Genomic DNA, 21,049 nt, shown 5'->3' with positions numbered 1-21,049 from the left:
CTTATCGTTTGTCTATTTTTCTTGCTAATGTAATGCCGGCAAATTGAATGAGTTGAACAAATATTACCATAATAATGATAATATAAATCATCAAATCGGTTCGAAATTGTTGGTAACCATAACGGATGGCGAAATCACCGATACCCCCACCGCCGACGACACCCATGATCGTCGAGTAGGAAATAAAACTAATCGTGGATGTCGTCATACTTAAGACGAGCGCTGAGCGTGCTTCCACGTACAAAAATTTAAAAATAATATCTTTAACCGACGCGCCCATCGAAACAGCCGCTTCCATCACGCCTTTAGGGACATCGAGAAGGGATTGCTCTACAAGACGAGAGTAGTGTGCGATTGCGATAACCGTCATAGGAACCGTTGCTGCTGCTGTACCAATCGCTGTTCCAATAATAAAACGGGTGAACGGAATCAAAAAGATAACGAGTAACAAGAATGGAAACGAACGAATAATATTTACAATTAAGTTCAATGATGAAAAAACAAATTTATTTTCAAGTAATTGCCCTTTTCGACACAAGAATAGGAAGGTCCCAACTGGAAGCCCGACTAACAATGCTGCTAGTATGGAAAAACCAACCATAATAAATGTTTCACCAATCGACACCCAAATCTCCGTTTGATATTCAACTAATATATCAGGCATCATTATCGTCACCACTTGATTTCAATCGTTTGATAAACCCTTCAGCGCTGTGTTCCATTTTATGTACACCGGTAGGATTAATCTCCATTTCTTCATAAACTCGGCCATCTGCCATAACCGTCACTCGTTCACAGATGCTTTTAATTACTTCCATTTCGTGACTAACGATGACAATGGTGACACCAAATTCTTGATTGATCCGCTCTAACACTTCGAGCACTTCTGCCGTCGTATTCGGGTCGAGTGATGACGTGGGTTCATCACATAACAGCACCTTAGGTTGGTTGACAATTGCTCGTGCAATAGCGACACGTTGTTTTTGACCTCCACTAAGCTGCCCCGGATACTGATCTTTTAACCTCTCGAGGCCAACAAACCGCAAACTCTCCATTACTTGTTCTGTCCGTCTTTTTTTCGGAACTTTAGCTAATTCTAATGGTACAACGACATTATCGAAAACCGTTTTATTTCCGACCAAATGGTACCCTTGGAAAATCATAGCCAACGATTGACGTATCTGACGAATTCGCTTCCCTTTTAAATGGTTTAGTGTATCTCCATCGATGATCACTTCTCCTTCGTCAGGCTGTTCGATGAAGTTCATCATACGCAGCAATGTTGATTTCCCTGCACCACTCGCGCCAATAACCCCATGAATTTCGCCTGACTTTATACGTAATGATACCGACTGAATGGCTTCAAATGAACCGAACCGTTTGCTGACATTATGTAAGGTAATCATAAAAAAACCCCTTCCTCAAATGAAAGGTGATTCAAAACATATTTATTATACCTTATCCTCACGTCGTTGTCATTCATTGTCAGATTTTGACGATAAGGGTCATTAGATTAAGGCACAACCAATGAAATATTAGCTAGTTGCACTTTTTTACCTAACCCTTCCAATCCAAACGTAACCTACATCTTTCTCTCTTTCGCATACTGTGATGGCGTTTGGTTGTTTAATTTTTTAAATACTTTGCTAAAGTAATTGAGGTCATTAAAACCTACCATATAAGCAATATCTGTAACCGATAAATTGCCTTTTTGTAAATATAATTTTGCTTCGTCTACTCTTTTTCGTTGAATAAATTCTGTTAAGGTCATTCCGGTATCTTCTTTAAATTTTCGTGAAAGATGGGAAGGATTAACGTGTATTTGTTTCGCTATATAATGAAGACTTAGTGATTCCTCTCCTAAATTTAGTTGGATATAATCCACAGCCTTTTTTATCATTGGGCTATAATGTCCCGAAGAGAAAGTTATTACAAGATCACAGTAATCATTCGCCATAAGAACCATTAGTTTTTTTAATTTTGGAATATTCGTAGTACGTTCAATCAAAATCGCAAATCTTTCCGAAATATTATGCAGATAAATGGGGTGGACGCCACTTCTTTCTGCAGCGACACGAGACAATGTGTTCATGACAAATGCAATATTTTTAAAAGACCGAATAGGTTTTCCCGGAACTCGATCCGAAAACGCCACGAGTTCGGACATGGAATGGAGTAAGTGATTTACTTCTACTTTATTTCCTTTTGTTATAGCATTCATTAGCTTATTCTGATATTCATATCTATTTTCGATAATCTGTTTATCTCCTTCCATATCCATCTTTCTGATATGTTGGTTAGGTGCTGGTTTCAGGGTAGGAGATGATATTTTCTGAGCATTCATAAAATCATGATGACTCATATTTACAAGCAGTTCTCCGATATGTTTACATTCCGTCTGACTTAAAACTGGTAACGACTGATAAAATTCTTCCAATTGCTTCCGCTTACCGATAGGGAGATTGTTTTTAGAAATAATATCACTTATCAGATCCATTACGGAAATACTTGTAATGATTGGACCGATGACGATACTACCATGAAATGAATTACTTCTCCAGATACCTACTGTAATGTATTCAAGTCCGTATGTATTGATATAATGGTAGTAATGATTGCGTTGGTTCTTTCTTAGGACCTCATTTATATGGAAACACTCATTATCTGGTTGGTTTAAAACGCTAGGGATGGAATGATTGATTAATGGGTATATCATATTTCCATCATAATCATACCAACGGATATCAATTTTTGTGATAGAGTGTATCATTTGGGATATTCTTTCTAATTTTTCCTCCATAAAATCTACCTTTCTACTAAATTTGACTAGAAAAATGAAAAACAGCAATAAAATTACTATAATAGTAAAAATGATACGATGATTATATCGCGAAATTTACTATAATACAAAATGTAAACACAAACAAGCTTAAAAAGAAAGTATCTATTTCATGAATTTGGATACGATTATGAATGGATTCTCATTCAATAAAAAGATTAGGATTCATTTGCAACTTTGTATGATACATGAATGGAGGAAAAATTATGTTATATCCAGTAGCTACAAATAGCCGTGTCGTAATGGATTTAAGCGGAGTTTGGAATTTTATGATAGATGACGAAGTAAAGGAAGTGGATGTGACTCAGCCGCTACCAACAAGTGAATCGATGGCGGTTCCTGCTTCGTTTAATGATCAAGCAGTTAGACAAGAAGTTCGTGAACATAGTGGTTTTTTCTATTATGAAAAGGAATTTACAATTGCGAAAGCTTTACAAAATGAAAGACTAGTATTACGTTTTGGTTCTGCTACACACGAGGCATGGGTTTATGTTAATGGAGAGTTTGTCGTTCATCATAAAGGTGGATTTATGCCATTTGAAGCAGAAATTAATGATTATTTAGTACAGGGTACGAACCGCTTAACCGTAAAATTGAGTAATATTTTAGATTATACGACATTGCCAGTTGGTAATTATAGTGAAACAACGGATGAAAACGGAAAACTAGTACGTAAAGTTGATGAGAACTTTGACTTCTTTAACTATGCTGGTTTACATCGTCCGGTAAAAATCTATTCAACACCAAAAAACTATATTGAAGATATTGTTATTGTTCCTGAAGTTGATTTGCAGAAAAAACAAGCAAATGTACAATTTACGGTCCAAACTGGTGGCGTATTTGATGAAATACGAGTGACCGTCCTTGATGAAGCTGGTAAAGAAGTGGCTCAAGCTACAGGTACGGAATCTAGTGCGGTACTAGAAAATGTAAAATTATGGCAACCAATGAATGCCTATCTTTATACAGCACGCGTGGAAGGACTAAATAATAGGGAAGTAGAGGATGTCTATGAAGAACCATTTGGTGTGCGTAAGGTAGAAGTGAAGGATGGTAAATTCTTAATTAATGGGGAAGCGTTCTACTTCAAAGGGTTCGGTAAGCATGAGGACACATATGCTCATGGTAGAGGAATGGATGAAGTGTATAATGTTCTTGACATCAACCTAATGAAAGAAATGGGTGCCAACTCCTTCCGTACGTCCCATTACCCGTATTCAGAAGAGATGATGCGTTTATGTGATCGTGAAGGAATTGTGGTGATTGATGAAACACCAGCTGTTGGTTTAATGGCGTCCTTCAATTTTGATGTATCCATGTTAGAAAAAGAGGATTTTGAGGACGATACATGGAGTACAATGAATACTTCAGAAGCACATGAACAAGTGATTCGTGAATTAATTAAGCGTGACAAAAACCATCCTAGTGTTGTCATTTGGTCTATTGCCAATGAGTCTGCTACGTATTCAAAAGGTGCTTATGAATATTTCGAACCGTTATTCAATCTTGCACGTGAGTTAGATCCACAAAATCGTCCACTAACAAATGTTCTTATCATGATGGCCAATCCAAAAACGGAAAAATGTGCCGATTTATATGACGTGATTGCTTTAAACCGTTACTACGGATGGTATATACAACATGGTGATTTGGAAACAGCAGAGGAAGAAACACGTAAAGAGCTACAAGCGTGGCAGGAAAAATATCCTGAAAAACCAATTATGTATACCGAGTATGGTGCAGATACCGTTGCGGGTATGCATAGTATGTCTGGTGAACCATTTAGTGAAGAATATCAAGAAGATTACTATCGCATGAATAGTAAAGTATTTGATGAAATTCCGAACTTTGTTGGGGAACAATTGTGGAATTTCGCTGATTTCCAAACGAAATTTGGAATCATGCGTGTTCAAGGGAATAAAAAAGGTATCTTTACAAGAGCAAGAGAACCGAAAATGGTTGTACGTTATTTAAGTGAACGTTGGAAAGAGATTCCAAATTTAGGATATAAAAAATAATATGCAAAAAACCTCGTAAAAGTTTATTTTACGAGGTTTTTTTACCCCTATTTCCATAGAATGTTTTATGAAAAAGCATAAAAAGCACTTTTATTTTAATCCTAGCATTTGGTTTACCAGCATTATTGTTAGGGGTTTTCCTTACATGTATGAAATTCTATAAATTAACCGATAAGAAAATGGAAGAAATTCAATCAGAGCTAGCAACAGTGAAAGCACAAAGTAAAACAGAGAATACGAATTCTGATAAGGATCAGAACTAAATGCAGTATAATAAGATGAAAAAAACTGTAACCGGCTATTATCATGGCTGGTTACAGTTTTTTTATGCCAGTTTTTCTTCTTGTATGGTTGGGAGGGTTTTAATGTGATACAAAAACATGGTGCATCGGAACCACAATTTTATCATATTCTTATAAAAGTAAACCATTAGAGGGAGGGTCCGTTGTTGAAAAAGGTGACAGTTAGATTACGGCCCATTGTAAATAAGATAAATTTACCCACTGTTTTGAAGACGGCAATCCTACCAGGTGACTCCGTGGAAAGGTTATTTATTGCAACCCAAGTAGGAGAAATCTTTTTCATTGGAAATGGGGACATTAGAACGTTCTTAGATATTCGACCACTCATCCTAAAGCTAGGTGTCTCTGGCGGAGGATACGATGAACGTGGATTACTAGGGTTAGCGTTTCATCCCGAATTTTACTATAATGGCATCTTTTATCTTCATTATTCCGTGGCCGGAACTCAAGGTCCAGGTGCTTTACCTGATTCGTTTACTCCTAATCCATGTGATCCAAATACATTAAACCTAAAGTGGGAAAATAGAGGGACGCAGTATGATCATGTGGATACGATTGAAGAATGGATTCTAAATTTAAACGGCCATCCTCAAAAACGACGCACATTACTTAATTTACGAAGACCTTTTTCTAATCATAATGGTGTCAATAGTTTAAACTTTTCACCTGAAATAGGAAAGCTTGTGATAACAACTGGAGATGGCGGATCAGGCTTTGACCCGTTTAACCTAAGTCAGGAAGATATCGAAATCGCCGGAAAAATCATAGAAATGGATGTAAACAAAAATACATACTTCCATCATCCTCCCATCGCCACTCGTTTTGATGAACTTCCCCCAACCATTCAGGAAACGCTCACAGTAACGGCTAAAGGGGTTCGTAATATTCCTGGCATTTCATTTCAAAAGTTTCACAATCAGTTTATTAAATATGTTGGAAATGTTGGACAGGAATTGGTAGAGTCTGTCTTTTCATACGTTAATGATAAGCCAATACCGGTCACACAGCTTCTTCAAGCTTATGATATGAATACTAAACTTGACCAAGAAGGCTTTATTAACCTTGGCTGGAGAGGATGGGAAGGTGATTTTCCAACTATGATTTTAAGAGACTGCTCTAATGATTCATCTTTGAATGAGAAGATAGTAGCTTTCTACCAAGAGGCGGCAGCACTATCAGGGAAACGTCTTCACCCTTTAACAAGTTATTTTCACTCCGATTCTAGAACCGATAAGTTTGAGGGAACGGCTCTTACAGGCATTCAGGCTTATATGGGGACTGGAATTCCAGATTTAACCGGGTGTGTGGTGTTTACAGATTTTGTTAAAAAAGAACCCCAATCACCGGCGAGAGGAGCTTTAGCCTATACTTTTATGAGACCAGATGGTAAACATAATGATTTCAATGAAATTCAAATTAATCATGATTTCGGGTCTTCATCAGCTTATTACGTTAGTTTGGGAACCAACCTAAATCAAAGTAGATTATTTTTAGGAGTTTATGGCTCTATGGAAGTAACAGATTTTAACCAAGGAACTATATTCGAAATCATTTCATGAATTTGAATGGCTATCGTTCCATTGACAGTTATGAGATCAACCTGTTTAACCGTTTAACAATGAATAAAGCAATTTCCACCCATAACCAGCTATAAAGAAACGTAAATACAAAAATACCACCAGCCTTAAGAAATGAAAAAGTGCTAGAGACTACTGGTCCTAGAACGGGAAAGTGAAAAATAAAGAGGAGGCTCAATATTCCTATCATTAATAGAACGGATCCGGTAAAAATAATACTTATTCTCCTCCTAAAAAGGGAAAAAGCTGTCCCTAAACCTAGTCCTAACAATCCTGTCGTAAAAGGAAATATAATCAGTTCCGTTGGCTGGATAATGAATAACAGCATCATGGTCAAAAAATAGATCATTACTCCCGATGGAATGGAAAATATGGTACATAACAGAATAGGAGCCGTGGCAAGAGGACTGATTACGTATCCTATATCTGGTAAAAAACCTCCAGAAGCTTGGAAAATGGCAGCAAAACAGGCAAAAATCGATCCTAATATAAGTTTCTTCGTATTTTTATAGTGATGGAATTCTTTTTGAAACAAACGAACCTCATTTGAAATAGGTTGAAAAAAATACACGTTTCCACCTCCCATAAATGATGGATACGTAACTAGATTACTTTTTATGAATAGGGAACAATGGGCGATGGACGTAAGGATAGGTGGGTGAATTGTTCATGCCATGGTTATTCGCATAGTTGTTCTTATCATATTGGAATTAACAAAATCCAATAAAAATATATATCATGCTTGTGGTATTAGCAGACAGGCGAGGAAACATTTTCTAGTTACTGTATGCTTGCATTAATTAAAATTAGTCCTACACATATCTTTCCTTAAGGGTATCGAATATTATGGCCCATAAAGAAAAAAGGGATAATGCCTTAATTAAAGCACTATCCCTTTTTATTATCCTTCTATTAACCCGTTTTCTACTAGGAACTCTTTGGCTACCTTGTTAACACTTTTTTCTTCAATATCCACTTGATAGTTTAAGTCTCGCATAATCTCACTAGTTAGTAAGTCAGAGAGTGGTGCAAGAATTTCTTCAATTTCTGGGTATTTTTCATAAGTATCTGTTGTCATTGCTACGGCCGCGTTATAAGATGGGAAGAAGGATTTATCATCTTCTAGGTTGATAAAATCGTAAGCATCGATGCGAGCATCGGTTGCAAAGCCTACGGATACATCTACTTCATTGTCACGCAAAGCATTGTAATTTAAGCCAGTTTCCATATCGATGACATTTTCGAATGTAAAACCATATGTTTCATATACACCAGGTAGTCCATCTTCGCGGTTAGTGAATTCAGCATCCGAAGCCATGGTAAGTTCTCCAGGGTTATTATTTACATAGTCAGCCAAATCACTAATAGAAGTAATACCTAATTCGTCTGCATCGGAAGCACGCATCATTAGTGTATACGTATTATCCACTTCATTTAAGTTTGTCCAGACAATATCATTTTCTGCTTGGTCCATTTCATTTAATTTCTCAAAAGCTGCTTGAGGATCTGTCATTGGATCTTCACCTAAATAGGTTACTAGACCAGTACCAACATAATCCCAGGTAATATCTACTTGTTTATTCTCTAAAGCTTGTCGTAATGCTGTACTACCTAGGTCCGTTGTTTCTTCCACATCGAAGCCTTCTTCTTCTAACATATACGTTGTCATTTTAGCTAATAGATATTGTTCGGTAAAGTTTTTCGCTCCAACGGTAATTTGTTTGTCATTCCCCCCTCCACACGCAGCTAGTACAGCTACAGTAATCAATAGGGTAATGAGTAATTGTAGTTTTTTCATTTTATTGCTCCTTGTTTTATGACTTTTGTGTTTGTTTGGCTAATCTCAGCCCTTTTGGTACGAAGACTTTTTGCATAAGTCGGAAAAAGTAATCGATTAAAATAGCTAGCAATGTCACTGGAACAGCACCAGAAATTAAGAAAGAATTATCAAAGAGTCTAATTCCAGTAAATATCCAAGCTCCTAGACCGCCGCCTCCAATCAGATAGGCAAGTGCAGCAGTACCGATATTAATTACGATTGCAGTACGAATTCCTGCGATAATAGATGATGCCGCATTTGGTAATTCTATTTGCCATAAAATTTGAGCTGGAGTTAGTCCCATACCGCGAGCAGCATCTTTCATGTTTTCGTCTACGGATTGGATTCCTGCTATCGTATTTTGCAATATAGGAAGCAGGGAATAGATGAATAGGGCAACAATTGCTGCTTGCATTCCGATTCCTAAGAACCCCATTGCTAGTGCCAATACAGCTAAACTTGGAATGGTTTGACCAAGATTTGCAATATTGACTATCCAAAATTCAGACTTACGAAATTTCTCTCTCGTAACAAAAATGCCAAGTGGTATGGATATCATGATTGCTAGTAATCCGGATATTAACACAATGGTTATGTGCTCGATTAATAGATTCAGAAAGGTGTCGAATTCTTCATATATCGGTCGAAATAAATCATTCGCAAATACCCAAGCAAAAAAGGCAATGATAAGCAACCAAAAAGCGATTTTAACGATTTGGCTAATTAGTTTATTTGTAATCATCGTTTCACTCCTATCTATTTGGAGTTTCTTTCACTTCTTTATGAAGGAATTTTTCTACCAAATCTAGTGTTAATTTTCCTAATTTATTCCCTTGTTTGTCCTCAACTACTAACTGATCTGTTTCCTGATTAAGCAGTTTGGAAATGACAATACGAAGAGAAATGTCTTCAGTAACTGCTTGAGCACTATCTGCTTTTTGATACGAATCTAAGGTAATCGTATCAGCTAAATCTTTAACGGAATATAGACTGGTACTTTTTAGTACGCGATCTTGTCCAACAAATTCGGAAACAAAATCATTAGCTGGATGATGTAGAATCTCAGATGGGTTATCATATTGCATCATTTTCCCACCACGTAGTAAGGCAACTTTATCCCCCATTTTCACCGCTTCATCAATATCGTGACTGACAAACAGGATGGTTTTGTTCACTTCTTTTTGAATTTGTAAAAACTCTTCCTGCAATTTGGTACGTATGATTGGATCTAGTGCTCCAAAAGGTTCATCCATTAACATCACGGGCGGATCTGCAGCAAGGGCACGTGCAACACCTATACGCTGCTGCTGTCCACCTGAAAGTTCATGTGGATACCTTTTTCTGTATTCATCTGGATTTAATCCAATTAATTCCATTAAATAGTTGAATCGATCTTGTTGTTTTTTCCGGTCCCATCCTAGTAAATCAGGTACAATCATGACATTTTTTTCAATTGTCATGTTTGGGAATAATCCATTACTTTGGATAACATAACCAATTTTACGGCGCATCTCAATTTTATTGGATTGTTTAACACTTTTATTGTTAAGGAGAATATCCCCATCGGTTATTTCTTCTAATTGGTTCACCATTCGTAATAAAGTTGTTTTCCCACAACCAGACGGACCAATTAATATAACAAATTCCCCGTTTTCCACGTTAAAGTTAATATTATCGATAGCTTTCACACTACCGTTATATACTTTAGAAACATTCTTAAATTCTATCACCTTATCACCTACTCTTAGTTTTTAATTCCTTTTGGAGTAACTCTTTTCTCGATGTATTTTAATAGATAATCAACTAGAATCGCTAGTATGGATACAACCACTGCACCAACAAGTACCATGGTATTGTTTGATCTGGAAATTCCTTGGTTGATTAATGAACCAAGACCTCCAGCTCCTATGTAGGCTGCAATAGCTCCAATTCCAATATTTAATACGGTTGCTGTTCGTACACCAGCCATAATAAGTGGCATGGCATTAGGGATTTCGACTTTTAGTAATCTCTGTCTTGTTGTCATACCAAGTCCCTTTGCAGCATCACGTACATTTGGATCAACATTATTAATTCCTGTATAGGTATTACGAATTATTGGCAATTGAGAGTAAAGGACAAGCGCGATTAGGGCGGGGAGAAATCCAATACCTTGTCCAATGGTTGATAGTATTGGAATCATGATACCGAATAGGGCGATACTAGGAATAGTCATCATAATAGAAGATATTTGAAGAACAGTTCCAGCCAAGTCTTCATTTGTCGTTAAATAAATACCAAGGGGAACACCAATCAAAATGGAAATAATAATGGCAAGTCCAACTAGTTGTACATGCTCTATCGTATATTCCAGTATTTGACTATAGTTATTACTAAAGTAATTGAAGAAATCAATAATTGTTTACACCTCCATTAAAAATATTCATAAAAAAACTTTTGAGTAGCACCCAAAAGAAAAACAACAATATGATTCTATCACTATAAAATTTGTTTATCAAACACTGTTTGTACAGTTAATACTGAATAAACAGTACATACTGGGAGTAAAATGTTTGAAAAATGTCGAAAATACCATAATTCGAGCGAAAATCGTCGAATTAACTTTAATATACTTAAAATAAAAGTGGATTGTGGATAATTATCATCCTATTTAAATTGACAATACTATGTCATTAGAGCGAGGATGAAATTAGCAAATGGGGTCAACCTACAATTTCTAAACCATTTCAAAGAAAAGCTCTAGTATTACATAATATCCCAATCAGGACAAAACAGAATGGAGAGGCATAGAAATATGATGGAGTAGTACGCTATGTATACCTCATGTCCAAATCTGTTTAACGATTCAATCAATAAAAAATTAGGTTACCGCATGGATCTTCTATCGTTATGAATGCAGATTCTGATTGTAAGTAACTCGCTAATTCTAATATAAAGAAAAACACATAGGAAATTCCATGTGTTTTTCAACTTAACTGAGATAGGTATTTTTTATTCGGGCTTCACAGCTATAAATTCGTCAATCGTTTCAGGGGTATGTTTACCCTCTTTTCCTTGGAAAAGATCGAGATTAACGGTGACATCCATGCAGCCCAGGTATTTTCCATTTTTGTCACGTACTGCCATGAATTTTTGGTAAATTTGACCAGATTCACCAGAGCGCTTTGGGAACCAAAATTCCCATTCGTCGCGTGCTCCTGAATGGAAATCATTTAACAATTTTTCAACGTGATGAGTCACTTTTGGGTGAAGCTCAAGTACATGACGACCAATCGCTTCTTTACGGCGACCATGTACACGGTTTGGATTATTTGAATACCAGCGGAAAATATCGTTCTCATCGCAAAAACCCATTTCAAAGGGCAGAAGATTAATGATGGAATCCAACGTGCTTGCTTTAATTGCACCAGTTTCAAAATTTATCACAGCTTCAGGACTAATTAATTCAGACAATTTTTCTACAGACATTTGCATATCTCCTTTATATAATTGATTAGAAATTATTAACATAAGGTGAAACTATCCTTATTATAACGAATTCTGTGGGTTGATTATGTGATATATATCACTTATAGGACTAACATTTTTTCAATTGGAAAATGAGGGTCTGTCCTCGCGGTTCCTTCTATTTACTATCCATCCACTTGTAAAATTTCCAAATCATAACCATGAAAATAAAATAACCTACTAGGGAAAATTCGTGCTTCCAGGCACTGGAGTGGGTAAAAAATCCTAGTAGTTCTGTAATTTGTTCAACTACAAATATTATAAAGCTGCAAATGAATATGAATATGTATCTTTGCAATCTAGTTAATCTTTTTAATACAGCAATAACAAAGACAGAAAAAATGGGCAGGATACATAGTGTAAAAATGATATGAATAGAAAATACTTCCGGGAATGGCCGGATTGGAAAGGAATACAGACCTGTTCCAACCATCAGAAGATCTAAATAAGTACCTATTAGGGAAGATAAAATAACAGTAGATAGGTAGGCATGGATTGTGTTTTTATTTTTCCAATGAGAATGTTTCTTTTGCGAGGATTGCCAGTTCGATTCGCTCCAATGTTTCACAATATTCATCAAAAATATCTCCATTCACTTTTTGATTATTCTTTTGCAAATAATAGATCACGTTCCAATCTGTATACCAGTCACCCTGTTCAGCGGCTTTCTGCTCTATATTGTTCCAGGCGTAAGATAATTGGGGACTATATAATTTTGGTGAATTTGATTTTAGACTACAGTTCTTTATTCTTCGCTTATACGAGGTTCCAGGTATGGACTCATCTATATCGTTAAATAAATGGATCCAGTAATCCTTTCTAGAACCTGTATGGGGGTGTTGGATCGCCCATTGGTAAAATTTGGGGGACGTTTCTTTATGAAAAAGTAATTGGTATAAACGTTTCCCCAACATAATCCGATCATGTAAAGAAGCGAATTGATGAATCGTTTGACCAACAACTTTGACTTCCTTTTCATCAGAGTAAGGAAAGAGGATTTGATTTAAGTTTAATAGCTCCTGAAGTTTAAATTCTAGTGTTTCTAATACAGTAGATTGATAATAAGCATTTTGGATGATTCTTTTTTCTAAATAGCTTTGTTCATTGATTATCAGAGCTATGGCCAGAAGGTATTCATCCTTATTGGTGTAAAAGTAATTCCAAATTACTTCCATAAAATAAGAAACGCCGAACAATGGTAAAAGGTAGAACAGGTTCGTGTTTCGTTTTACACTTTCTTCGTATAACAATAATTGAGGATAAATATCTTGAAAGATTAACCAATTTCCTCGCTCTAAAAAAAGGAAGAATTGTTCCTGCTCGTTTATTGATAAAAGTCTTGGTAATAGACTTCCTTTTAAATCAGTCATGTTCCATCCACCGTTTCGGGATACCATATGTCCAAGAAAGGCCCAGTGAATTTCAGGGAATTTTTTATAAAAATCTAAATAAGCATTCGTTCTCGTGATGTTGTTGACATTTTTATTTTTTGTCTCCAGCTGAATAAACTGTATGATATTACGTTCGGATTGGTTTAATTGTTTTTCACTGATGGTGTTACTGCTTTTACGAATTAAATATTTTTTTATGTTTTTTAATTTGGGAGTCAGCTTTTTGTGCTCTAATTTCTTATTTAAGCATGGAAGTATGATTTATCCCTCCCTTTGTTCATTTAAGCTTCTATATAAAAGAAGGAGAATAGGAACGTTGTAGGGTGGCTACGTATAAGATTATTGTATTAAACCTTCTTGTAATAAATGATTGTGTTACAAAATTTAGAGGATTAAGTAGTCTAACTGTTAGCGAGTATAAGGGCCGAAAGATATTTTCATCATGATGTACAAATAGACATAATCACTACATGAACATGGAACTGATGCGTATAGTATATTACTAACCTTAAAAAGTTGAAGGCTATTCTAATCTGTCAATGAAGGGGCATGCTAGAAATTTAACTATGGATGCATGCCCACAAAAGTTGTGTGTCTACTTGGGAACATAAAATGAGATGGTAGTAGTCTATTTAACAATTAAATGATTAGAAAAAGAAAGGGAAAAAGAAACGTCTTATTCCAAAGAATGGAAAAGTAAATCGGTGAAATCTTCTAAATCTGAATGGGAACCGGCCATAACCTCCATAAGGATAACCATATCCGCCATAACCAAATTGTCTGTTTTCATCGAATTCTTCCGGGCGCTGGTCACCGACAGGCATTAATATAACTACATTGTCAGCTTCTACATTCATAATGATGCCATCATATACTTTTCCATCATCTGTTTCCATCATGACATAATGATCTTTGTAGTTTCTACAAAAATCATACATTTCCTTTTGATGATCATACCCTTTCATTGTGCCTGCTTGCATTGGACTTTGCATGGTCGGATAATTCATATTCCTATCATAATGTGAGTTCATTACCATTTAACCTCCTAATCGTTATACATGTTTATACTATGTTCCACTGTTGTCCTAAGTACTGGGCATTTGTCCCGCCTTTTGCAGAAAATTATGTAATATAAATATATGATAAATGCTGAAGACACCTTACATTGATTGGCTATTTTCATATAGACAACAATCTTTTCTTATAACGAAACAAAAGGCTGCATTTATTGCAGCCTTTTTATTGAGCCATTCTTTTTAATAACCGTAGCCCCATGTTGCTCCCACAATAATGAGTAGGATGAACAGAACAACGATTAAGGCAAAACCGCTTCCGTAGTTATATCCTCCTTGAGACATATTCATTTCCTCCTTTTTTTGTTCTCTAAATTAACATATGAATGACGGTCCATAACCGTTAGGGCGTTTGTTGAGAAAATTTATACGATTTAAAACGATGATTTAAGCCTCTTGATGAATGTTTTTCTTTTACTTGAATAAAAATGGTTAAATAAATGGTTCTGGTAGCTTGAGGGAGGATGGTGAAATGAATGAAAGAAAATATCGAGAAAGAAATTGCCCGTATTGTACAGACATTAAAAAAGGACCAAACTTCTGACGGATCATGGGACTATGCTTTTGAAACAGGTATATCAACGGATGCTTACATGATTATTTTATTACGGACGTTGGAAATGGAAGAAGAAGAGTTAATAGAGGCTTTAGTGCAAAGAATTTTGAGTAAACAGGAGAAAGACGGTTCTTGGAAACTTTTTTACGACGAAAAGACAGGGAATTTATCAGCAACGGTTGAAGCTTACTATGCACTGTTGTATTCTGGGTACCTCCATGAAGGGAACAAGGAAATGCAAGCTGCTAGAAGAATCATCTTATCATTAGGCGGTTTGGAAAACGTCCATATGTTTACGAAAATAATGCTTGCCTTGACTGGACAATCTAAGTGGCCAAGATTTTTCCCCATCCCAGTGGAATTTATCCTTTTTCCATTAGCTTTTCCTATTAATCTCTTTGATTTTTCTGTTTATGGCCGAGTCAATATAGTTCCTATTATGATTCTTGCGGATAAAAAATATCAAAAAACGACGAACAGAAGTCCAGACCTTTCGAATTTATATCGTTCCAGTGTAACAGGAGAAAATGATGATTTTAATTGGAATCGGGGCGAGTGGCGTTCATTTCTGTCTTTCCTTCAAAAAGGAATTCACCACATTGTTGGATTACCTGCCTACATCCATTCCGTCAGCATGCAACAAGCGGAGAAATATATGTTAGACCGAATAGAACCGGATGGAACATTATACAGCTATTTTAGTTCTACTTTTCTAATGATATTTTCATTGTTATCTCTTGGGTATCAAAAGAATGACCCTGTCATTATAAGGGCAGTTAACGGATTAAAATCAATGGAAAGCCAAGTGGATGGACATATCCATATGCAATATACAACAGCTAATGTATGGAATACAACGTTAATAAGTTATGTTATGCAAGATGCTGGAGTTTCATGGCAGGACCCTGTGATTCAGAAAGCAAATAACTATCTACTAACACGCCAACATCATCGATATGGAGATTGGATGGTGCATAATCCGTACAGTTTACCAGGTGGATGGGGATTTTCTCATGTTAATACGATGAATCCGGACGTAGATGATACAACAGCAGCATTAAGGTCCATTGCAGAGCTTGTTCATAACGATTCTGTATATCAACAAGCATGGGACAGAGGAATCAACTGGCTATTTTCCATGCAAAATAACGATGGCGGATGGCCGGCCTTTGAAAAAAATGTGGATAAAACCATATTACACCATTTACCAATTGAAGGTGCTGCATTTTTACTTACGGACCCATCTACTGCCGATTTAACTGGAAGAACGTTGGAATTCTTCGGGAACTTTACAAATTTATCAAAAAATCATCCAGTTATAAAAAACGGTGTTAACTGGTTAGTAGATCATCAAGAAAAAGATGGCTCTTGGTATGGGCGTTGGGGGATATGTTATCTCTATGGAACATGGGCTGCGATAACCGGGATGGTTTCTGTAGGAGTATCCCCTCAAAACACTTCGATACAAAGAGCGCTAAAATGGTTAGGTGACATACAGAATTCTGATGGAGGCTGGGGAGAATCGTGTAAAAGCGATATAAATCAAGAGTATACCCCCTTAGGAGCTAGTACACTAACTCATACTTCGTGGGCATTAGATGCTTTAATAAAGGCCTCAGATCAACCAACTCCAGAAATAAATGCCGGGGTAAAATTTTTGCTTGCATCCTCCAAAAAGAATGATTGGACAATAAGTTATCCTAAAGGACAGGGTATGGCAGGAGGGTTTTATATTCATTACCATAGCTATCGTTATATCTTTCCTTTATTGGCCTTAAACCATTATAAAAAGAAATTTCTGTAATCTTGGGGACTGACTCCAAAATCTATGAAACGGCATCGAGTAGTTATTTTAGGTTATCCAATCGTGAAAGCCTCCAGTGACCATGTATTAAACTCAGTATTCTTTGTTGCAGAACAATTAGGTTTTCAAATCATAGCTCTTACTGCGCATGTAGAAGGGAAGTTTCTTCAGGATTACTTCCCAATCCTCTATAGCTCCCACCTAAGATCATCACAAGATTCGAATAAAAAAGTAATGACGAAGGCTGTACCATGCTTATTTCCAAGATCATGAACCACAGGGTCTAGAACGGTTGGGTGAGATAGAGCAGAAGGAGTTGTTTTTTAAAAAATAAGTACTTACTTGAGAATTTATGGAATAGGTCGATGCAGATAAAGTGGAGGAGGGTAGATTCCAATCATCTACTCTCCTTTTTTCTATATGAATATCCAGTTATTGGATGTTCCCATTGTATTTATTCCCACCATAAGGGAATGCTTTTGCTATACATAAATCATTTAGGGGTATGGTTCGATAATGGATATTGCTATCATGGGTGCCGGACTCTCCGGTTTAGCATGTGCCATTACGCTTGAGAAAAATGGCATTACTCCAACAATCTATGAAAAAAGAAGCAAAGTAGGGGACCGTTTTGTTAACGGAGAAATTTTACTGTCTATTCTTATTAGACCAGTGTATGATTCTATAGCAACTTTATCAGAGGAATTTGGAATTTATCTCAAACCTACTTCAAATATTCAGGAAATGGTGCTTTTTTCAAAGAACGAAAAAACAAACATTGAGGGGCGACTAGGATTTACCAATATCCGTGGTAGGGATAAGGATTCATTTGAATCACAGCTGGAACAACAAACCAAATCAGTGATTCATTATCATTCAGAAGAAACATATGAACAATTACTAAGAAAACATTCGCATGTAGTTATCGCAACTGGAGACGGGGATTATGCAAAGGAGCACCGAAATTTTAGGGAAGACCTAACCGTTTCGATAAAGGGCGTAACAGTTAAAGGTGATTTTGACCGCTATACTGTCATGGCTTGGCTTGATTATGACATAGCGCCGTACGGATATTGTTATCTCATTCCATTTTCAGAAAAAGAGGCAAATATTTCACTTGCTATTCCAGACTACCCTGAAAATGCGGACATCATCTTTGGAGCTCATTTTATGAAAAGGTACGCTCTCAGCTTCAACAGGAAATACGAATAACTGATCAGTTCCAAATTACCCGTTATCCAATTGGAATATGTGGCTCAGGGCGGATAGGGAATACTTTTTACGTGGGAAATTGTTTCGGAACCATGATGCCTTTTTTGGGCTTTGGACAGTATGCTTCTATATTAAGTGGGGTGTTTACAGCCTATGATTTATGTGGTTTAGGTAAGTATGAGGAGTTAATGAAACCACTTCGCAAGAGCTATAAAAATGCTCTCATTTTAAGAAGATCATTAGAGCAATTATCGAATACAGGATTGGATCGAATGATTCAATCGCTACAAGGTTACTGGGGTAAGAAATTATTCCAAACCAAAACCGATCCGTTAAAAGTAGCAAGTTATTTACTACGACCTTATATAAGGTTGAAAGGGAAATAACATGATATCGAGTTTTTAACTTGGTTATCTAAGGATAGTTATTCTATTAAATGAGTCCTAGAAACCTATATTCCTCCTTCTTTATATTTACTCAAAGTAACGTCGGGAATAGATTATTAGGAATGATATATTTTAAGTTGAGATCTATCTAGGCAATGTCAGAAAGTAACATTGCTCAAAAGAGGAAATCTTGGGGACTGACCCAAGATTTTAAATTTTTGTAGCGGCATTTTGTATTCGATTAACACGATCAGTTGATAATTCAGCTTTTATAAGCATGTTTCATCACTACTTCATGAAAGAGTACATACATATATTACATAACCATTACATTTATTACAATTGTTTTAGAAAGATAAAAGTAATGGATAAAAGTATGGATATTACACCGAGGAGGGTGATGATGAAAAGTTTGAAATTCCTTATGGCACCGATTTTAGCTGTTGGCATGATCACAGGAATAGGAGTAGATCATGGCCACGCTGAAGTATCTACAGTAACTGTAGAGGAAGGGGATACACTTTGGAGTATTGCAGCGTCTCAAGAAAATGTTACCATCTATGATTTATATGAGTGGAATCCAGGAATTGATCCTTACCATTTACAAATAGGAACGGAAATTATCATTGATCCAGGAAGTGATTGGTATCACACGATTTCGGCCGGTGATACTTTTTACAGCATTGCCACCATGTATGAAGATATCAATTTAAGAGACTTATATGTATTAAATCCGAACGTAGACCCATATAACTTACAAATTGGATCCAAAGTTAGAGTCAAATACGACGCTGATTACGGCAACGAGTACTATACAATCAAGGCAGGAGACACACTCTATTCGATTAGTATGGAGCATCCAGGTGTAACGCTGTTAGATTTATATAATCTCAATCCAGGAATTAACCCGTATAATCTACAAATTGGAACCGAAATTCGTTTGAAATAATGAGTGGCTTATTAGAGATGTTAAGCAGGGACAGGTGCATGTTGAGCCCCAATTTTTTGCAGTGAGACAATGTACCTGTTTCCCGCTGCTGCTAAAGTGCTAACGCGACGGGGGACAGAGATCATACCCCCCGAAAATTATCAGTTATTTGTATGGTGTCAATTAATTAGTAAATCATCAAGAGAAAAATGGCTCTTGGTATGGGTGTTGGGGTATGGTCTATAGATGGAACATGAGCTGCCAGGACCGGGATGGACCTGTTCTTTTATTGCGGTTTGGAATGGTGCCTGTCTCCCAGAACGCTTTAGAGAAGTGGGGGACGGACACTATAACCGTGTCATGTAAGAAATGATATTGATGTTATAATAGTCTACCGGGAAGAAGTACTCACGCTACGAATGATACCTAATTAGGAGGATAAGATGATGAGTAAATATGGAACACTACATGAGGTAAATGGCCGTTATGCTCTAAGATTCGAACGCTATTTCGAATATAACCAGGAAGATGTTTTCAATATGATTACCAACCCAGAATATTTTACTCAATGGTACCCTTTTGCAACAGGGGATATGGACCTGAGGTTAAGAGGGAAGATTGCCTTTGATGATGGAGAGGGTACGAAGTATGAGGGGATTATAACGGAGTTAACAAAACCGCATACCTTTGAGTTTCAAGAGGTTGATGATTTGCTACGAATCTCATTACATGAAAAGGATAAGGGTTGCGAAATGGTCTTCACTCACATTTTTGATGATAAGGACATGGTAATGTATGTTGCGGCTGGGTGGCATAGATGTTTAGATGTGCTTGATCAGATCGTCAACGGGCAACAAGTTGAATGGAAAGATAATGCTACGGAGTTAAGGGAATATTATAAGGAAGCATTTGATTTGAAGTAATGCCTTGTTGAAATTATCTAGACTATAGGCGAGGAATGAAAAGTTCAAATAAATCATCCATAACCGTAGCTAATGATTATTTTCGGTGGGGATGAAAAAACAACTGGTTAAAGATTTCATTTATTTAAAAGGAGGTTAATTGATGAAGCTAGGAGCGTTTTCCGTAAGTTTAAATGTAAAGGATATTCATCGATCAAAAGAATTTTATGAGGGACTGGGATTTAAGACGTTTGGTGGGGACATTAAACAAAATTGGCTTATCATGAAAAATCAGCAAACGGTAATTGGTCTTTTCCAAGGAATGTTTGAGAAAAACATCCTGACGTTTAATCCAGGCTGGGATAACAATGCTGAAAACCTGGAAGATTTTACAGATATTCGAGAATTACAAAAAGAGTTGAAAAAGAAGGGATTTAAGTTAATACAAGAAGCCAATGAATCAACAGAAGGACCAGCATTTATTACAATAGAGGACCCAGACGGAAATCCAATTTTAATCGATCAACATCGTTAAGGGGAAGTCTCCACAGAAAATTAAATTAATACATAAAAAAAGGAGCGTGAGAACGTGCCTTTTTTTGGGGTTGAAATTTTTCTATTTTGCATTTACATCAGCCTAACACCATAGCCGATAAATAGGTATTGACTATGATAACAATAGGAAATTACTAATTGATAATCTTTTTTCCACGCTTTAAGCTATATATAGATTGA

The 21,049-nt window shown here is 36.4% G+C and carries 22 protein-coding genes; 9 read left to right on the top strand and 13 right to left on the bottom strand.

Features of this window, described 5'->3' with window-relative positions:
- Position 1: 1 nt before the first annotated feature.
- From CAO17_RS07725 to CAO17_RS07715, 3 genes are all read right to left on the bottom strand, one after another.
- Positions 2–664: a methionine ABC transporter permease gene (locus tag CAO17_RS07725; protein WP_085994434.1), complete on the bottom strand. Its 663-nt coding sequence runs from the start codon at positions 662–664 to the stop codon at positions 2–4.
- The gene (locus CAO17_RS07720; RefSeq protein ID WP_085992255.1) at positions 657–1,406 is read right to left on the bottom strand and encodes a methionine ABC transporter ATP-binding protein; all 750 of its coding nucleotides are present in this window, start codon (positions 1,404–1,406) and stop codon (positions 657–659) included. The genes CAO17_RS07725 and CAO17_RS07720 overlap by 8 nt, the downstream gene beginning before the upstream one ends.
- 176 nt (positions 1,407–1,582) lie before the next feature.
- Positions 1,583–2,800, bottom strand: a complete 1,218-nt coding sequence (locus tag CAO17_RS07715; protein ID WP_085992254.1) for a helix-turn-helix transcriptional regulator — start codon at positions 2,798–2,800, stop codon at positions 1,583–1,585.
- Between the two features lie 245 nt (positions 2,801–3,045).
- Here CAO17_RS07715 and uidA point away from each other — a divergent pair, with 245 nt between their 5' ends.
- Positions 3,046–4,857: a beta-glucuronidase gene (gene uidA, locus CAO17_RS07710; RefSeq protein WP_085992253.1), complete on the top strand. Its 1,812-nt coding sequence runs from the start codon at positions 3,046–3,048 to the stop codon at positions 4,855–4,857.
- A 448-nt stretch (positions 4,858–5,305) separates the two neighbouring features.
- Entirely contained in the window at positions 5,306–6,718 is a 1,413-nt protein-coding gene (locus CAO17_RS07705) for a PQQ-dependent sugar dehydrogenase (RefSeq protein WP_085992252.1), read from the top strand.
- Positions 6,719–6,746: 28 nt separating this feature from the next.
- On the opposite strand, the gene CAO17_RS07700 is transcribed toward CAO17_RS07705, so the two are convergent.
- From CAO17_RS07700 to CAO17_RS07660, 10 genes are all read right to left on the bottom strand, one after another.
- Positions 6,747–7,307 (bottom strand): hypothetical protein, encoded by a 561-nt coding sequence (locus CAO17_RS07700; protein ID WP_085992251.1) that lies wholly within the window; start codon positions 7,305–7,307, stop codon positions 6,747–6,749.
- A gap of 330 nt (positions 7,308–7,637) precedes the next feature.
- A complete protein-coding gene (locus CAO17_RS07695; protein WP_085992250.1) occupies positions 7,638–8,534 on the bottom strand; it encodes an ABC transporter substrate-binding protein in 897 nt (298 codons plus the stop codon).
- 16 nt (positions 8,535–8,550) lie between these two features.
- Complete coding sequence (locus CAO17_RS07690) at positions 8,551–9,297, bottom strand: ABC transporter permease (RefSeq protein ID WP_085992249.1); 747 nt, start codon at positions 9,295–9,297, stop codon at positions 8,551–8,553.
- 10 nt (positions 9,298–9,307) lie between these two features.
- A complete protein-coding gene (locus CAO17_RS07685; RefSeq protein ID WP_085992248.1) occupies positions 9,308–10,285 on the bottom strand; it encodes an ABC transporter ATP-binding protein in 978 nt (325 codons plus the stop codon).
- 14 nt (positions 10,286–10,299) lie between these two features.
- Complete coding sequence (locus CAO17_RS07680) at positions 10,300–10,851, bottom strand: ABC transporter permease (protein WP_425435872.1); 552 nt, start codon at positions 10,849–10,851, stop codon at positions 10,300–10,302.
- A gap of 695 nt (positions 10,852–11,546) precedes the next feature.
- A complete protein-coding gene (locus CAO17_RS07675) occupies positions 11,547–12,023 on the bottom strand; it encodes a PAS domain-containing protein (RefSeq protein WP_179151917.1) in 477 nt (158 codons plus the stop codon).
- Between the two features lie 157 nt (positions 12,024–12,180).
- Complete coding sequence (locus tag CAO17_RS22095; RefSeq protein WP_425435871.1) at positions 12,181–12,639, bottom strand: CBO0543 family protein; 459 nt, start codon at positions 12,637–12,639, stop codon at positions 12,181–12,183.
- Positions 12,566–13,672, bottom strand: coding sequence for a DUF2515 domain-containing protein (locus tag CAO17_RS07670; protein WP_245831936.1), 1,107 nt, complete (start codon positions 13,670–13,672; stop codon positions 12,566–12,568). The genes CAO17_RS22095 and CAO17_RS07670 overlap by 74 nt, the downstream gene beginning before the upstream one ends.
- Positions 13,673–14,100: 428 nt before the next feature.
- Positions 14,101–14,484 (bottom strand): hypothetical protein, encoded by a 384-nt coding sequence (locus tag CAO17_RS07665; RefSeq protein ID WP_143833735.1) that lies wholly within the window; start codon positions 14,482–14,484, stop codon positions 14,101–14,103.
- Positions 14,485–14,709: 225 nt separating this feature from the next.
- A complete protein-coding gene (locus tag CAO17_RS07660) occupies positions 14,710–14,817 on the bottom strand; it encodes a YjcZ family sporulation protein (protein ID WP_218775544.1) in 108 nt (35 codons plus the stop codon).
- Between the two features lie 185 nt (positions 14,818–15,002).
- Between CAO17_RS07660 and shc the strand changes: the two genes are divergently transcribed.
- The 7 genes from shc to CAO17_RS07630 all read left to right on the top strand — a co-directional run bounded on the left by shc (position 15,003) and on the right by CAO17_RS07630 (position 20,849).
- Positions 15,003–16,886 (top strand): squalene--hopene cyclase, encoded by a 1,884-nt coding sequence (gene shc / locus CAO17_RS07655; RefSeq protein ID WP_085992242.1) that lies wholly within the window; start codon positions 15,003–15,005, stop codon positions 16,884–16,886.
- Between the two features lie 24 nt (positions 16,887–16,910).
- Positions 16,911–17,159: a hypothetical protein gene (locus tag CAO17_RS21360; protein ID WP_245831802.1), complete on the top strand. Its 249-nt coding sequence runs from the start codon at positions 16,911–16,913 to the stop codon at positions 17,157–17,159.
- 243 nt (positions 17,160–17,402) lie between these two features.
- The gene (locus tag CAO17_RS21665; protein ID WP_245831800.1) at positions 17,403–18,098 is read left to right on the top strand and encodes an NAD(P)/FAD-dependent oxidoreductase; all 696 of its coding nucleotides are present in this window, start codon (positions 17,403–17,405) and stop codon (positions 18,096–18,098) included.
- A 104-nt stretch (positions 18,099–18,202) separates the two neighbouring features.
- Positions 18,203–18,484 (top strand): hypothetical protein, encoded by a 282-nt coding sequence (locus CAO17_RS21660; protein ID WP_245831799.1) that lies wholly within the window; start codon positions 18,203–18,205, stop codon positions 18,482–18,484.
- 403 nt (positions 18,485–18,887) lie between these two features.
- Positions 18,888–19,433 carry a LysM peptidoglycan-binding domain-containing protein gene (locus tag CAO17_RS07640; protein ID WP_179151916.1) on the top strand — a complete coding sequence of 182 codons (546 nt, stop codon included), beginning with the start codon at positions 18,888–18,890 and terminating at the stop codon, positions 19,431–19,433.
- 425 nt (positions 19,434–19,858) lie between these two features.
- Complete coding sequence (locus CAO17_RS07635; protein ID WP_085992240.1) at positions 19,859–20,335, top strand: SRPBCC family protein; 477 nt, start codon at positions 19,859–19,861, stop codon at positions 20,333–20,335.
- A 142-nt stretch (positions 20,336–20,477) separates the two neighbouring features.
- Complete coding sequence (locus CAO17_RS07630) at positions 20,478–20,849, top strand: VOC family protein (protein ID WP_085992239.1); 372 nt, start codon at positions 20,478–20,480, stop codon at positions 20,847–20,849.
- Positions 20,850–21,049: the final 200 nt, after the last annotated feature.

The sequence above is a fragment of the Oceanobacillus senegalensis genome (genome assembly GCF_900176885.1).
Lineage (GTDB): Bacteria > Bacillota > Bacilli > Bacillales > Amphibacillaceae > Oceanobacillus > Oceanobacillus senegalensis.
Note: the sequence above shows the minus strand (reverse complement) of the source record. Positions and strands in the feature narration are given on the sequence as shown.